This window comes from Syntrophorhabdus sp., from assembly GCA_012719415.1.
Classification (GTDB): domain Bacteria; phylum Desulfobacterota; class Syntrophorhabdia; order Syntrophorhabdales; family Syntrophorhabdaceae; genus Delta-02.
Window position 1 is genome coordinate 19,603 of record JAAYAK010000247.1, and the last position, 13,619, is coordinate 33,221.

General features: G+C 59.2%; 11 protein-coding genes. 2 read left to right on the forward strand and 9 right to left on the reverse strand.

Annotation, left to right across the window (positions count from 1 at the left end):
• Positions 1 to 147 precede the first annotated feature (147 nt).
• Positions 148 to 2,181, reverse strand: a complete 2,034-nt coding sequence (locus GXX82_14785; protein ID NLT24304.1) for a PAS domain S-box protein — start codon at positions 2,179 to 2,181, stop codon at positions 148 to 150.
• A 20-nt stretch (positions 2,182 to 2,201) separates the two neighbouring features.
• Positions 2,202 to 3,431, reverse strand: a complete 1,230-nt coding sequence (locus tag GXX82_14790) for a hypothetical protein (protein ID NLT24305.1) — start codon at positions 3,429 to 3,431, stop codon at positions 2,202 to 2,204.
• A 230-nt stretch (positions 3,432 to 3,661) separates the two neighbouring features.
• Between GXX82_14790 and GXX82_14795 the strand changes: the two genes are divergently transcribed.
• The gene (locus GXX82_14795; GenBank protein NLT24306.1) at positions 3,662 to 4,486 is read left to right on the forward strand and encodes a glutamate racemase; all 825 of its coding nucleotides are present in this window, start codon (positions 3,662 to 3,664) and stop codon (positions 4,484 to 4,486) included.
• Positions 4,483 to 6,450 (forward strand): hypothetical protein, encoded by a 1,968-nt coding sequence (locus tag GXX82_14800; GenBank protein ID NLT24307.1) that lies wholly within the window; start codon positions 4,483 to 4,485, stop codon positions 6,448 to 6,450. Before GXX82_14795 ends, GXX82_14800 begins: the two co-directional genes overlap by 4 nt.
• A 90-nt stretch (positions 6,451 to 6,540) precedes the next feature.
• On the opposite strand, the gene GXX82_14805 is transcribed toward GXX82_14800, so the two are convergent.
• From GXX82_14805 to GXX82_14835, 7 genes are all read right to left on the reverse strand, one after another.
• The gene (locus GXX82_14805) at positions 6,541 to 6,981 is read right to left on the reverse strand and encodes a hypothetical protein (GenBank protein NLT24308.1); all 441 of its coding nucleotides are present in this window, start codon (positions 6,979 to 6,981) and stop codon (positions 6,541 to 6,543) included.
• A gap of 183 nt (positions 6,982 to 7,164) precedes the next feature.
• Positions 7,165 to 8,637, reverse strand: a complete 1,473-nt coding sequence (locus tag GXX82_14810; protein ID NLT24309.1) for a sigma-54-dependent Fis family transcriptional regulator — start codon at positions 8,635 to 8,637, stop codon at positions 7,165 to 7,167.
• The gene (locus GXX82_14815) at positions 8,627 to 10,129 is read right to left on the reverse strand and encodes a HAMP domain-containing protein (protein NLT24310.1); all 1,503 of its coding nucleotides are present in this window, start codon (positions 10,127 to 10,129) and stop codon (positions 8,627 to 8,629) included. Before GXX82_14815 ends, GXX82_14810 begins: the two co-directional genes overlap by 11 nt.
• A gap of 7 nt (positions 10,130 to 10,136) precedes the next feature.
• On the reverse strand, positions 10,137 to 11,501 hold the full coding sequence (locus GXX82_14820) for a glutamate--tRNA ligase (GenBank protein ID NLT24311.1): 1,365 nt from the start codon (positions 11,499 to 11,501) through the stop codon (positions 10,137 to 10,139).
• Between the two features lie 42 nt (positions 11,502 to 11,543).
• Positions 11,544 to 12,017, reverse strand: a complete 474-nt coding sequence (locus GXX82_14825) for a 2-C-methyl-D-erythritol 2,4-cyclodiphosphate synthase (GenBank protein ID NLT24312.1) — start codon at positions 12,015 to 12,017, stop codon at positions 11,544 to 11,546.
• Positions 12,014 to 12,712, reverse strand: coding sequence for a 2-C-methyl-D-erythritol 4-phosphate cytidylyltransferase (ispD, locus tag GXX82_14830; protein NLT24313.1), 699 nt, complete (start codon positions 12,710 to 12,712; stop codon positions 12,014 to 12,016). The genes GXX82_14825 and ispD overlap by 4 nt, the downstream gene beginning before the upstream one ends.
• A 7-nt stretch (positions 12,713 to 12,719) precedes the next feature.
• Positions 12,720 to 13,457, reverse strand: a complete 738-nt coding sequence (locus GXX82_14835; GenBank protein ID NLT24314.1) for a TRAM domain-containing protein — start codon at positions 13,455 to 13,457, stop codon at positions 12,720 to 12,722.
• Between the last annotated feature and the right edge of the window lie 162 nt (positions 13,458 to 13,619).

The following is a 13,619-nucleotide window of genomic DNA, read 5'->3' on the forward strand; positions in this document are numbered from 1 at the left end:
AAGACGTATAGGACGTATCGAGAAGCGCAGGGGTGATGAGACGTTTTCCGGGAACAACCGCCGTGACTCTGTTGACCGTCTGTTTTTGACCAGTTGCGGTCACGGGGGGTCTCGCCCGGCCGAGGTCCAGAGGATCCTTGACGAATACTAGAGAGGACCGGGCACTTCCGCGTCGAGAAGAGTCCTCAGTCTCTCCAGCAACAGGGAAGGCGCTATCGGTTTCGAGAGGAAGTTGCTCCTGCTGTCCACGACACCCCTGTCGAGGACCACGTCCCGGGCGTGGCCGCTCACGAAAAGGACCTTGACGGAAGGGTCCAGCTTGCTGATCTCGGAGTAGACCTCCATGCCGTTCTTCTTCGGCATTATCACATCCATGATGACGAGTCCGATCCTGTGCCTGTGCTCGGTGAAGCTGCGGACCGCCTCGTCCCCGTCGGCTGCGCCTATCACCGTGTAGCCATATTCCCTGAGCACCTCCTTCATGAGCTGGAGGGTTTCCCGGTCGTCTTCCGCCACGAGGATCGTCTCTGTACCCGAGGGCATCTTCGGCTCCACATGCCTTGCCTTCTCCCTTTTCACCCGCACCGAGGGGAAATACAGATGGAACACCGTTCCCTTCCCCGGCTCGCTTTCCACCGTGATGTACCCGTCGTGCTGTTTCACGATGCCGTACACCGTGGAGAGTCCGAGTCCCGTTCCCCTGCCCGCCTCTTTCGTGGTGAAGAAAGGCTCGAATATGTGCTCCTTGACCGTCTCGTCCATTCCGTGTCCCGTGTCGGCCACTGTAACACGCGCATAGGTCCCCACCCTGCCGTAACCGTGTTTGTGGATAAAGGCCCTGTCGATGGACGCGTGGGCGGTGGAGATGGTCAGAACGCGGGTATCCGTCATGGCATCGCGGGCATTCGTCGCAAGGTTCATGAGGATCTGCTCGATCTGCGTGCGGTCGGCCATTATGGTGATCTCCCTCGCCGATGTCTGCACGCGAAGCTCGATGTCCTCGCTGAGGAGCCTTTCGAGAAGCCTCTGCACCCCCGTTATGATCTCATTGATACCGTTGGGTTCAAGGTTTACCGCCTGCTTCCTGCTGAAGGCAAGGAGGCTGTTCGTCAGGTTCGCAGCCCTCTTTGCCGACGAGAGGACGTGGTCCACGTAAACGCGCAGGGGGTTGTCCTTATCCATCTTGACCTGGAGAAGATTTCCGTACCCGATGAGGGCGGTGAGAAGGTTGTTGAAATCGTGGGCGACACCCCCGGCCAGGGTACCGATGGCCTCCATCTTCTGGGAGTGCCGCAGCTGGGACTCAAGGTTCTTCCTGCGGGTGATGTCTCTGACGGTTCCCTCGAAATAGTGAGTACCGTTGTCCTCGTTGACGATGATGCGGACGTTTGTCGATGTCCACATTCTGGTGCCGTCCGTCCGGTACCGTTCCGATTCGAAGTTCTCCACGGACCTGCGGGTCTTCAGAATGCCGGTGAGGCGCCGGTAATCCTCGGGATTGACGAAGGTCTTCCTCGTCTTGAGGTCCCCGTCTCCCGTCATCTGCAGGGGCGAGTCAAATCCGAAGATCCCCGCAAGGGCCGGGTTGGCGCTGATGTAATGGCCGTCGGCGGCAACCTGGAAGATCCCTTCGGCCGCGTTCTCGAAGATGTTGCGGTACTTTTCCTCGGCGGCCCTGAGCGCGTCCTCCCGCGCGATGCGGTCCGTTATGTCGTGGAGGATGGCAACACACCCGCCGATCGGCGCCGCGTCTTCGGCAAGCGACGTTCTCACCTGCGAGACCGTCACCTCCATGGTGAGAGAGGAGCCGTCCTTTCTCACGAACTCCCAGGGGAGGACGGAAGTGTTGTTTCCCGCGATGATATCGTCGATGGCCGCGGTGAGACGGTCGCACTCGTCATCGCTCCTCGTGATGATGCGCAGCGTCCTTTTCTCGATCTCGTCCTTCCTCAATTGAAAGAGTCCCCGGAAAGCGCGGTTGCAGGAGATGATCCTCCTGTCCTCATCGAGCATGAATATCGCGTCGGAGAAGCTCTCGACGAGGACCCGGTAGCGGCCGAGGAACTCTTCCGTCTTCCTGGCCTTCGCGATGATCCGCGAGAGTTTGCTCACTTCCCTGAGATACTTCCTCCCCCTGTCCTCGGCGATATCCCTGTAGTAGGCAACCATCTTATCCTTCAAGAGATCTCGTTCCATGGATCCTAGGGGTCCCTCGCAAGGACCGTGAGAACCCCCGTCCAATCGAGGCCTCTCGTTCTTCCCCGCAGCGGTGCCAGCTCCACACCGGAGTAAAAGCCGAAGAGGGGGATATCGCGCGCGCTGAGGACCTTCTGTACCTCCCCGGCCTCCTCGACGCTTGTGTTCGAGTAGTCCTTTGCCCGGCCCGCACAGTCGATGTACAGGGCCAGGAGAGGCACCTTCCCGTCCCTATCTATCGTATCCACGAGGAGGCGCGAATTGTCCCGGGCGGATTCCACCATCCGGCCGGCGTCCCTGACCATGAACTGGATCTCGTCGCCGCACGTGAGGTCGGATTCGAACATTATCACCCCCGACCTGTCGGGAATGACACCGAGTATGAGTCTGTTCACGTACCGGTTCTCCCGGTACGCTTCATATCTTTCCCCGCAGTGGACCCCGATCGTCAGAAAATCGAGGGGCTGCACCTCCTGCCATTCCTCGCTGTCGAAGAGCCCGTTTATCATCTCGACCACTGGCCTGCCGTCGATCTCGTACAAGAGCGGGCCGGAGACCTTCGTCACCCTGTGGCATACCCCGTCAAGGGGGGTGCATCCGTGCGTTATGCGATGGTAGACGGAAAAGTCCCCACCCAGCATGAGACCCACAAGGCTCTGCGATGCCGCTGATGAACCGCAGAACTGAAAGGTTCTGTTGAAATCGTAATCGCCCATGAGCCCGGCGCCGACGACAGGGACGGCATCGCCCAGGACTTCCCCGATCCCGGCTATGAGCGGCGTCGATGAGTTCATGATGGGGGGGGAACCATTGTCGGGCGGGACCTTGATCGAATCGTAGAAAAGGAGAAGGAGCCTGTCTTCGGGCGCGCGGGTGATACCGCCGGCCATTTTCCTGCCGGCGTCCCTTTCATCCCTGTCCACCTCTCCGGCCGAGGCCAGTCTGAAGGTGATGAGGTCCGACTCGAGTGCCGCCACCGCGGCCACGGGGTCCCTGTAGGAGAGAAAGTCGTTGGATATGACACCGATCGCGGACCCCCCGACAACGGGAACATCGGCTCCCGCGGCCTGTCTTATGCCGTGGAAGAAGGCTTCGGGTCCATTCCTGCCGGAACAGAAGGCAAGGATCAGGTCGGGTCTCGTTATACCCCCCGACGCCATGGCGCGCCTGGCAAGGACATCTCCGGAAATGGCCCGGCTCTTGCCTTCATCGCAGGCGATACCTATCCTTGTCATCGTCTCCGTTCCAGTCCCTTTTCCCCGTGCCGTCCCCCGGGGCACCCCACTTCTCCCCTCGACACAAGGGTTCCGCAATGATGGTCCACAGCTGTCGAACAAGGCAGATTGTCAGGGAATCGCTTTATTCTATTTACCAGTATTGGATTTAAAAAGGCAAGGAAAAAGCCTCTTTCGCGCGCGGCCTTATTGCCTTGACATTTCACCCCCATCTCTCCTAATCTGTAACCATGCAAAAACTGGCCATCGGCATGTTCGATTCCGGGGTGGGAGGCATGACCGTTCTGAAGGAGGTCAGGGAACTGCTCCCCCACGAACACATCATCTATTTTGGAGATACCGCCAGGGTTCCCTACGGGAACAAGTCTCCCCGGATGGTTACGAAATATGCCCTGGAAAGCGCCCTTTTTCTTCTCACGAAGGGCATCAAGCTTCTCGTTATCGCCTGCAACACCTCATCGGCCTTCGCGCTCCCGATACTGCAAAGACGGATGCCCGTTCCCGTCATCGGGGTCATCGGACCCGGCGCCAGGGAAGCGGCAAGGAACACGACGAGCGGCAGGGTCGGGGTCATCGGCACGAGGACCACGATCAAGAGCATGGCCTACGACCGGTCGATCAGGAAGCTCGATCCCGGCATAGAGGTCTTCTCCCAGGCATGCCCCCTTTTCGTTCCCATAGTGGAAGAAGGTCTCGAGCATGACGAGATAGCGAGCCTCATGGCCCGCAAATACCTTCACTCTTTCGAGAGCTCAGGCATCGATGTCCTCGTCATGGGATGCACCCACTACCCGGTCCTCGAGGACGTCATCAGGAAGACGATGGGCAAGGACGTGAAGATCGTGCACTCCGGAAAGGAAACCGCAAAAGAGGCCCGCGCCATCCTCGAAGAGAACGACCTCTTCAACAGGCGCGGCCGCGGCAGGTGCGAGTATTTCGTGACCGATGCCCCCGAATCGTTCCACGAGATAGGAGGCAGGATACTCGGTGAGCCGCTGACCCACGTGAGGACCCTGAAAAGCCTCGACTACCGGGACCTCCTTTTTTCTTCATGATCGTCGATGTAGCTCTTCCGATACCCGTCGGCAGGTCCTTTTCCTACAGGGTCCCCGGCGAGCTCGCCCCCCATATATTCGAACTCGCGCGCGTCCTCGTTCCTTTCCGGCACAGGGAAACCGCCGGGGTCGTCGTCGCCCTCAAGGACGGGGGAGGGGAGGGACTCAAGTCCGTCGCAGGTGTGCTCGATTTCTTTCCCCTTCTATCCCACGAGCTTCCGGCACTTGTGCGCTGGTCATCATTGTTCTATGTCACGCCCGGGGGGATCGCGTTCAAATACGCCCTGCCCTCAGCCGGAGACCTCGAGCGTTTCCTCTCCGTCGAGTCCGCCTCCCGCGCGGACGTGGACGGCCTGCCCCTCAGGAAGGCGATCAGGAAACTCGGCAGAACAGAGCTCATGCGCCTGCACAGGGACGGCCTCCTTGACCTTCGCGAGACGCTGACGGGGGAGATCTTCGCTCCGCCCGTCCCGGCCCCCCCGGGCCCGGACGGTAGCGGAGGAGAAAAGGTCCTTCTCATTGATTCCGTGGAGGAACGGCTGGCGCACTACGAGAGGGTCATATCGGACCACCTGGGGCGAGGCGGGAACGTCCTTTTCCTCGTTCCCGATTACCATGCCGCCGGGGTGTGGTTCACGAAAAGACTCAGGGAAGCCTACGGTCCCCGCGTTCTGTGGTTCTCCTCCGGCACACCCGTGAAGCAGAGGATGGAAACCTGGTTCAGGAGCCGCCGCGAGGGCGGGCACGTGGTCCTCGGGAACAGGAACTGTGTCTTTCTCCCCCTTCACGGCCTCTCTCTCATCATCGTCGAGAGGTGCGACGATGATGAATACAAGAACGAGGAAGGGTTCAAGTTCAATGCCGTGAGGGTTGCCGTCGAAAGGGCGCGGCTCGCGAAGGCATCCGTCGTCCTCGGTTCTGCCGCCTGTTCCATCGACGCGATCCATCTCGCCCGGACACAGGGCTTCGGGATCACCTGCAATGAATGGCCCACCCGGGGAGACTACGCGGAAAGGACGACAAGCGTCCCCTCCCGCTCGACGGGTGAGATCATCGACCATCTCAGTGCCGAGGCGGGAGAGGCCGCCCGGCACGGCACGCGCGTCGCAGTCTACGTCCCGCGGAAGGACCAGGGCTCGTACCTCAAATGTCACGCCTGTAGGGAAACCCTTTCCTGTCCCGGCTGCGGGGAAGCCCTCACCTACGACAGGCAGGCGGGGAACCTCGTTTGTCCCGGCTGCGGGGCGCGGCTCGCATATGAGGGCACCTGCCCCCAGTGCGGCAGCAGCGCCATCGGCTTCTCCCGGATAGGAATAGTGTTCATCGAGGAGCACCTCCGCAGGGCCTGGCCGCACCTTACCATCACCCGCATCACCGGCGACTCCCTCAGGAAAGAGGCAGCGGCCATCCGCGCACCCCGTAAGGGCGGTGCGGCTGTCCTCGTCGGTACGCAATCCCTCTCCAAGCTCTACACTCTCCCCGTCGACAGGCTGCTCCTCGCCCAATGGGAGGAACTGCGAAAGATGGGCGGATACAGGTCGGAAGAGAGAACGCACCAGATCCTTCTCAACCTTCTGGACGCCCTCACCCCCCGATCCATCATCTCCTATTCAGCGGGAAAGGAGCCCGCTGACCCCCGCGACTATCTGGAGATCTCCTCTTTCATCGAACGGGAACTCAAGAAACGTGGGGAAGCCCACTTCCCGCCCTTTGCCCGCGTCTTTCTCCTCGAGGCCCGCGGCAAGACAGCGGCCCGGGCCGATGCCACTCTCGCGAAGGTCCGCAAGGTCATCACCGACGGAGGCCTCGAAGGTGCGCTGCTCGGCACCCTTCCTCTCGAAAAGCCCCCCTATCACATACGCAGGGTGATACTGAAGGGAGACGAAGCACTCCTCAGGGACGTCTTCGAAGAACTGCGCGACATCCCGGGAGTGGACATCGAAGCCGACCCGCTAAGCTTCTGAAAGATCGCTCGAACCTCTTGAGCGGCTTAAGCGAGAAGAATAAAAAAAAAGGAGGCTTTGGGCCTCCCCTTTTTTGTCTGCAATGCGGAACTACTTCTTGGCCGGAGCCGCGGGCTTCTCAGCGGGCTTCTCGTCCTTCTTCTCTTCCGCCTTCTTCTCTTTCTTCTCTTTCGCGACCTTGGCTTTCGTCACTGCCTTGGCAACGTTCTTGCCGTCTGCCTCGGTGTAGACTACGTTAACCTTGTCGCCAGCCGCGAACTTTGCCATCTTCTTCACCTTGGAAACGTCGAAGGTCATCTCGGTCTCACCCTTGACGACTATTGTCTTCGCCGCCTCGTCCATGGAGACGAAGTCGCCTGCGAACTTCTTCACGCCGGCTTTCTTGGCCTTCTCGACCACTTTCTCCTTCACGGGCTTGTCTGTCGCTGCGGCCGGCTTGTCTGTCGCGGCTTTCTTGTCCTGCGCCATAACGGTCGTAACGAAGGCAACGGTGATCAGGATCGCGAGAACGATCATCAATGCTTTCTTCATACTTTTTCACCTCCTTCCCTATTATTGGTTACATTTAGCTGCATGGGGTTTACGTATGCAGTTGTTATGCCAGAATCGTAAGGTATCGATAATAAAGAGGAGAGGTTCGGGAGGTCTTCCGGGAGACATGCTATAATCGGAAATATCCGACTCCGGGACGCCCCGCGAATCGGAAATATCCGACTATTCCTTCCTGGGGGACCGGCCTGGCGAGTGTTTGAGCTCGTTCACCCTCGCCTTGTAGTCGTAAAGCCCGAGCTCCTTAAGTTTCGACACGCCGACGAAGAAGGTGTCCCGGCTTATCCCCAGGTGCTCCGCTATCTCTTTCGGCTCGAGGAGATGGTCGGACCCTCCGTCCCGGGGGTCCAGCCTGGTGAGGTAAAGGTAGAGGCGATACTCGGCCGCCGTGAGCTTCGCGTCTATTAGCTCGTCGAGCCTCGACGTGATCCCGTCGATGGCCGCGCGGGGCTGCGAGTAATACCTGACCTCGGCGGGAACATACTCCATGCCGATGGTCCCCGCCTCGCACATTATATAGGAGCGCTCCAGCACAGATTCCAGCTGGCGGACGTTACCCGGCCAGGAATACTGCATGAGGCACGCGAGGACCTCGTCGCTCACGGTCTTCCTGCCCCCGTGAATGCCGTCGAGCTTCTTCAGGAAATGCTCCACGAGAAGAGGTATGTCAGTGGGCCTTTCCCTCAGCGGCGGCAGGGTAAAGGCGATGACATTGAGCCTGTAATAGAGGTCTTCCCTGAACCTTCCCGCCTCGATCTCCTGTTCCAGCTTCTTGTTGGTCGCCGCGATGATGCGCACGTCGAGCTTGATCGTCTCTTTTCCTCCGATCCTCCGTATCTCCTTCTCCTGGAGGGCCCTCAAGAGCTTCGCCTGCGTACTCCGGGTGAGGTCTCCTATCTCGTCGAGGAAGAGGGTGCTGCCGTTGGCCTGCTCGAAGAGCCCGATCTGCCGCGCCAGGGCCCCGGTGAAGGCGCCTTTCTCGTACCCGAAGAGTTCGCTCTCGAGAAGCGTTTCCGGTATGGCCGCGCAGTTGATGGCGAAAAAGGGTTTCCCTTTCCTGGGGCTGTTGTAGTGAATGCTCTTGGCGAAAAGCTCCTTGCCCGTTCCGCTTTCACCGTGAATGAGAACGGTGGAGTTCGTCGGGGCCACCCTCCTGACGATCTTGTAAAGCTCCTCCATGGCACCGTGCGCACCGACGATGTTGTCGATGTGAAAACGGTCCCGCAGCTGGTCCTTCAGCATGATGTTGTCCTTGAGGAGCTTCACCTGGTTCATGGCATTGGTGATGACGAGGAGAAGCTGGTCCTTCTCGAGGGGCTTCTCAAGATAGTAGAAGGCACCAAGCTTGGTCGCCTCCACGGCCGAGGGTATGGAGCCGAAGGCGGTCATGATGATCACGTGGCAGGTCCTCCCCAGGGCCCTCACTTCCCTCAGCACTTCCGTGCCGTCGATGTCGGGAAGCTTGAGGTCCGTGAGGATGACATCGAAATTTCCGTTCTTGAGGATGTCCACCGCCTTTTTTCCGCAGTCGGCGGCCTCGACATAGAAACCCTCCTTCGAAAGGATGGTCTTTATGATCCCGCGCTGGTTCCTGTCGTCCTCAACGACAAGGATAGCGCCCTTCGTGTCATCCTTCATGGCGTGGGATCCTTATGGTCATGGTAGTTCCTTTTCCGATCTCGCTCGCGGCCGATATGGTGCCGCCGTGCTCCTCGACGAACCGCTTCGTTATGGCGAGCCCGAGACCAATGCCGAGTTTTTTTGTAGAGTAATAGGGCTCGAAGATCTTGTCAAGCTCATCTTCCGCTATGCCCTCCCCGTCATCGGAGACCGACAGGTATGTCACGGAATCCTCCGTCCCGCACTCGATGCGCACCCTCCCCGGCCCCTCTATGGCCTGGACGGCATTTATCACAAGGTTGATGACGCAGAGCCGCATGTACTCCCTGTCACAGTACATCGTATCGGTGCCGTCGCGGCAGCCAAGCTCGATCTCGACACCGCTTCGAATCTTGTCCTTCACCATGACGAGCGCTTCGTCAACGAGGTTCCCGGGGGGCACGTCTTCCTTGTTGAGTGTGATCGATTTGCCGAGGAAAAGGAAATTGTGGATGAGCTCGTTCACCCGGTATATCTCCGTGAGGAGGCTGTCGAGAAGCCCGACGAGGTCCTCCTTGTCCGAGATGGGCTCCTCCGTCACCCTTTCCCTGATGTGTCCTATGGAGAGGGTCAGGAAATTGAGAGGGTTCCGTATCTCGTGGGCGATACCTGAGGAGAGCTGACCGATGAGGGAAAGCTGTTCGGACTTCTTCAGCTTCTCTTCCAGCTCCTTGCGCTCGTCGAGTTTGTCCACCATTTCATTGAAGCTCGTCACCAGGGTACCGATCTCATCCTTGCGGTCCGTTTCCCTGATCTTGACGAGCTCTCCCATGGCGATCTTCCTGCTTGCCATGGCTATCCTCTTGATCGGTTCCGTGTATTTCTCGGCGATGACGAGGCACACGATGATGCCGATGGTGAAGGCGAAGATCATGCTGAGGATCCTCTTGATCTGGTTGCGGTTCTGCAGGAGACGATAGTCGTCGAGTGCCATGTTGATATGGATGTAGCCGATATTCTGGCCCTTGATCGCGACTGGCATGATGATGTTGTAGAGCCGCTGGGTGCCGCTGCGATGCTCGTCGCCGAGGCGCGCCGTGATCATGAGGTCCTTTTTCCGCGCGGCCGGCCTCTTCTCCGTCAGCTTCTGGGTGGTGCCGATCTTCTTCGGGTCGGAACTGGCGATGACCTCCGACTTGTCGCTAACGATCGAGATCTCCTTGATCCCCTTCTTGTTGAGCATGTCCACGTAGCTCTTGAGCCGGGCCGTCGAATCCCCCCGGTACGTCAGTTCCTCGACGCTTATCTGGATGGCCCTGGTGATGTCGTCGATATTCTCGCCCACCTTGTCGAGAAGGGCCTCTTCGGCCCTCGTGTAGATGATGGTCAGGGAACCGATGGATATGAGAAGGAGAAAGAGGAGAATGAGGAGGAGCTGCGTTCTCAACGACAGGCTGCGAAAAACGGATTTCACGAGTGCGTAGAGTCCTGCCGCCCTTTCCCCCATGTTACGCCTGCCGCTCGTCTTCATGGGCCCGCTATCCTTCGTGTCTGTGCTCGAGATAGGCATCGATGCGACCTGTGATGACCTCCACGGGAACGAGAGGAAAGACATCCCGCAGGGGGGGCCCGTCTGACCTTCCCGTGATAAAGGCCCTCAGGATCATGAAGAGGTCCCTTTTCTTAAGGCCGGGGGGCGCGGCGAGAGCGCCGGCGAGCTCGTCGAAGGTGAGGCCGCTCCCGGCTGCGAGGCGGGGCCTGACGGCCTTCGCTATCTCTCCGGCCGCGTCCATCTTCAAGAGGTAACGAAGCGCGCTCTCCCTGAACTCCGCCCTGTCGAACATCTCCATGTACTCCCTGAGGTCGGTAAGGGTGGAGGCGTTCTCACGCACGACGGACATCTTCTCCGCCCGGGAGGTGTCGATCCCCGCCCTGTCGAGAAGCTCGGTGAGAGGCATGCGCTTCAGGTATTCCCTGTTGAACCAGAGCAGCTTCTCCATATCGAAAACACTGTCCGAACCGGATACTGAGTCAAGGGAAAAGGTCCGGATGAGCTCATCGGTGTTGAGGAGCTCCACCGCAAGGCTTCGCCCCATCGTCGACAGGTAGTTCACGAGCGCCTCGCTCACTATTCCCATGGCACGGAAATCCATAACGCGCGTCGCGCCGTGCCTCTTGCTGAGAGGTTTGCGGTCAGGACCGATAAGGAGGGAGTGATGCGCGTATTCAGGCGGCCTTCCTCCCAGGGCATTGATGAGGGCTATCTGCTTCGGCGTGTTGGAGATATGGTCCCCTCCCCGTATGACGTGGGTGATCCCCATGAGCATGTCGTCGACGACGACGGCCAGGTTGTACGTCGGTGTCCCGTCCCTTCTGAGGATTATGAGGTCATCCACGTGTCCCCTCGGGAAAGAAAGCTCCCCCCGTATGCCGTCCCGGAACGTTATCGGCCTTCCATCCGACCGGAAGCGCAGGGTGAAGGGCCGCCCCTCGTCCGTGAGCCTTACGGCCTCCCCGGCGGAAAGGTCCCGGCATTTTCCGTCATATCTCGGAGGCTCGCCCCGCGCCAGCGACCTCTGTCTCGCCGCGGCAAGCTCCTGTTCGCTGCAGAAACACCGGTACGCGAGGCCCTTCTCCAGGAGGACCATCGCGTGGGACCTGTAGACGTCAAGACGCTCGGACTGGCGCAGCGGTCCTTCGTCCCAGGCGATCCCGAGCCAGGCAAGATCATCCGTGATGGACCTCTCGTAGGCCGCGTCGGAGCGTTCGACGTCCGTATCCTCCATGCGCAGAACGAAGGACCCCCCGTTCTTCCTGGCGAAGAACCAGTTGAAGAGGGCCGTCTTCGCGTTTCCCACGTGGAGATGTCCCGTCGGGCTCGGGGCAAACCTTACCCTGACCATTTTCGCCTCATCTGTCGTGGAGATCCGGGACACATGCCTCTTTCAGACCCTGTCCATGAGAACGACGGCGTGCGCCGCGATACCTTCGCCCCTGCCGGTCAGCCCCAGGCCCTCGGTCGTCTTGCCCTTGAGACCCACCATGCCGGCGTCAATGGACAGGAGCCCGGCGATCCTCTCCCTCATCGCCTCCCGGTACGGAGCTATCTTCGGCGCCTCTGCCACGACGACGCTGTCGACGTTGACGACCCGGTAACCCCTCTCGCGGGCTATCGCCGAGACCCGGGCAAGTATCACGGCGCTGTCGATGCCCTCGATGTCCCTGTCGGTGTCGGGGAAATGAACCCCGATGTCCCCTTCAGAGAGGGCACCCAGTATCGCGTCGCTTATGGCATGGAGAAGCACATCCCCGTCGGAGTGGCCGAGAAGACCTTTCCCGAAAGGGATCTCGACGCCTCCCAGGACAAGCCGCCTGCCATCTGTCAGCCGATGGACGTCGAACCCAGTCCCTATCCTCATAAGGTCCCTTTGAGCTGGGAAAGAAGCCCTCTCGCTATGGTCAGGTCCTCGGGCGTGGTGATCTTCATGTTGTACGGAGAGCCCTCTATGACCTTCACCTTCTTTCCCAGGTGCTCTATGAACGTGGCGTCGTCATACCCGTAGTGTCTTTTCGCCATTCCTTCCCGGTATGCCTTCATGATAAGGGGGTACTTGAACGTCTGGGGGGTCTGAACGTGCCAGAGGGAATCCCTTTCGAGGGTCTTCACGACAAACCCTTCCTTGGAGATGACCTTCACGGTGTCCTTCACAGGCAGGGCCGGGATGACGGCATCGTACATCTCCATGAGGAAGATGCCTTTCTCGATGAACGCGGGGGATACGAAAGGCCGCGCCCCGTCGTGTATGACAACCACGTCACAGGGATGCTCGATGGCCTCCAGTCCGTTCCTCACCGAGTCCTGCCTGAGCTTGCCGCCTATAACGATCTTCATGATCTTGTTGAACTTGTAGGTCTCCAGTATCTCCTCCTGAATGAGAGGAAGATCCTTCTGATTGACGACAAAATAGATGCCGTCCACGGCCCGGCACTCTTCAAATATCTGCAGTGTGTGAACAATGATGGGTTTGTTCTCGATGAGCAGGAACTGCTTGTTGGTGGCGGCACCCATCCTCTTTCCCGCGCCACCGGCGAGAATGATCGCGATCGTTCTCATGTCTGTATCACGCCTGTTCTTCCAACTGATATTCGTCGGGGTACATGTAATCCTTCCCCGCCTCTCCCTTGAGCCTCGAAAAGATCATGCGTCCCGAGGTCGTCTGCAGGACGCTCGTGACGACAACGTCGACGGTCTTGCCGAGGTGTTTCCTCGCATCGTCGACCACTACCATCGTGCCGTCATCGAGGTATCCGATCCCCTGGCCCTGCTCCTTGCCTTCCCTGAGCACCTTGATACTCATCTGTTCGCCCGGCAGGAGCGCAGGGCGGAGCGACATGGCAAGCTGGTTCATGTTGAGGACCTCGATGCCTTGCAGTTCGGCGACCTTGTTGAGGTTGTAGTCGTTGGTGACGATCTTTCCCCCCAGTCGTTTCGCGAGGGCTATGAGCTTGGTGTCAACGTCCTTGAGCTTGGGGAAATCATAGTCCACGATCCTGACGGCGAGGAAGGTCTGTTTCTGCAATCTGTGCAGGACATCGAGGCCGCGGCGGCCGCGGGTCCTCTTCACAGGGTCCTGGTGGTCGGCGATGTGCTGTATCTCGTAGAGGACGAACTGGGGGATGACAAAGGTCCCCTGTATGAAACCGGTCTCGCATATGTCTGCTATCCGCCCGTCTATGATGGTGCTCGTGTCGAGAAGCTTGATGTCCTTGTCCTCTTCCAGGCGATCGAAGAGAGGGACCTTGGAGAGGTCGATCGTTTTCGACTTCTCTTTCCCGAGGACAAACCCGAGGTAACCCATGATGAAGTAGAAAAGGACGTAGATGGGGAGCGTGATGGGGATGTCCTTGATCAGGGCGAGAAGGAGACGGGACACGAAGAGATTGGCCACGAAAAGGCTCACGACAACCCCCGTGAGACTTCCGAGAATGATCTTCAGGGATATGTCCCGGAGCTTGAGCTC

Coding starts and splice junctions, on each gene's coding strand:
- ispD (NLT24313.1), bottom strand. CDS start 12,712: ATGAGAACGATCGCGATCATTCTCGCCGGTGGCGCGGGAAAGAGGATG.
- GXX82_14805 (NLT24308.1), bottom strand. CDS start 6,981: ATGAAGAAAGCATTGATGATCGTTCTCGCGATCCTGATCACCGTTGCC.
- GXX82_14820 (NLT24311.1), bottom strand. CDS start 11,501: ATGGTCAGGGTAAGGTTTGCCCCGAGCCCGACGGGACATCTCCACGTG.
- GXX82_14790 (NLT24305.1), bottom strand. CDS start 3,431: ATGACAAGGATAGGTATCGCCTGCGATGAAGGCAAGAGCCGGGCCATT.
- GXX82_14825 (NLT24312.1), bottom strand. CDS start 12,017: ATGAGGATAGGGACTGGGTTCGACGTCCATCGGCTGACAGATGGCAGG.
- GXX82_14800 (NLT24307.1), top strand. CDS start 4,483: ATGATCGTCGATGTAGCTCTTCCGATACCCGTCGGCAGGTCCTTTTCC.
- GXX82_14815 (NLT24310.1), bottom strand. CDS start 10,129: ATGAAGACGAGCGGCAGGCGTAACATGGGGGAAAGGGCGGCAGGACTC.
- GXX82_14835 (NLT24314.1), bottom strand. CDS start 13,457: ATGGGTTACCTCGGGTTTGTCCTCGGGAAAGAGAAGTCGAAAACGATC.
- GXX82_14795 (NLT24306.1), top strand. CDS start 3,662: ATGCAAAAACTGGCCATCGGCATGTTCGATTCCGGGGTGGGAGGCATG.
- GXX82_14810 (NLT24309.1), bottom strand. CDS start 8,637: ATGAAGGATGACACGAAGGGCGCTATCCTTGTCGTTGAGGACGACAGG.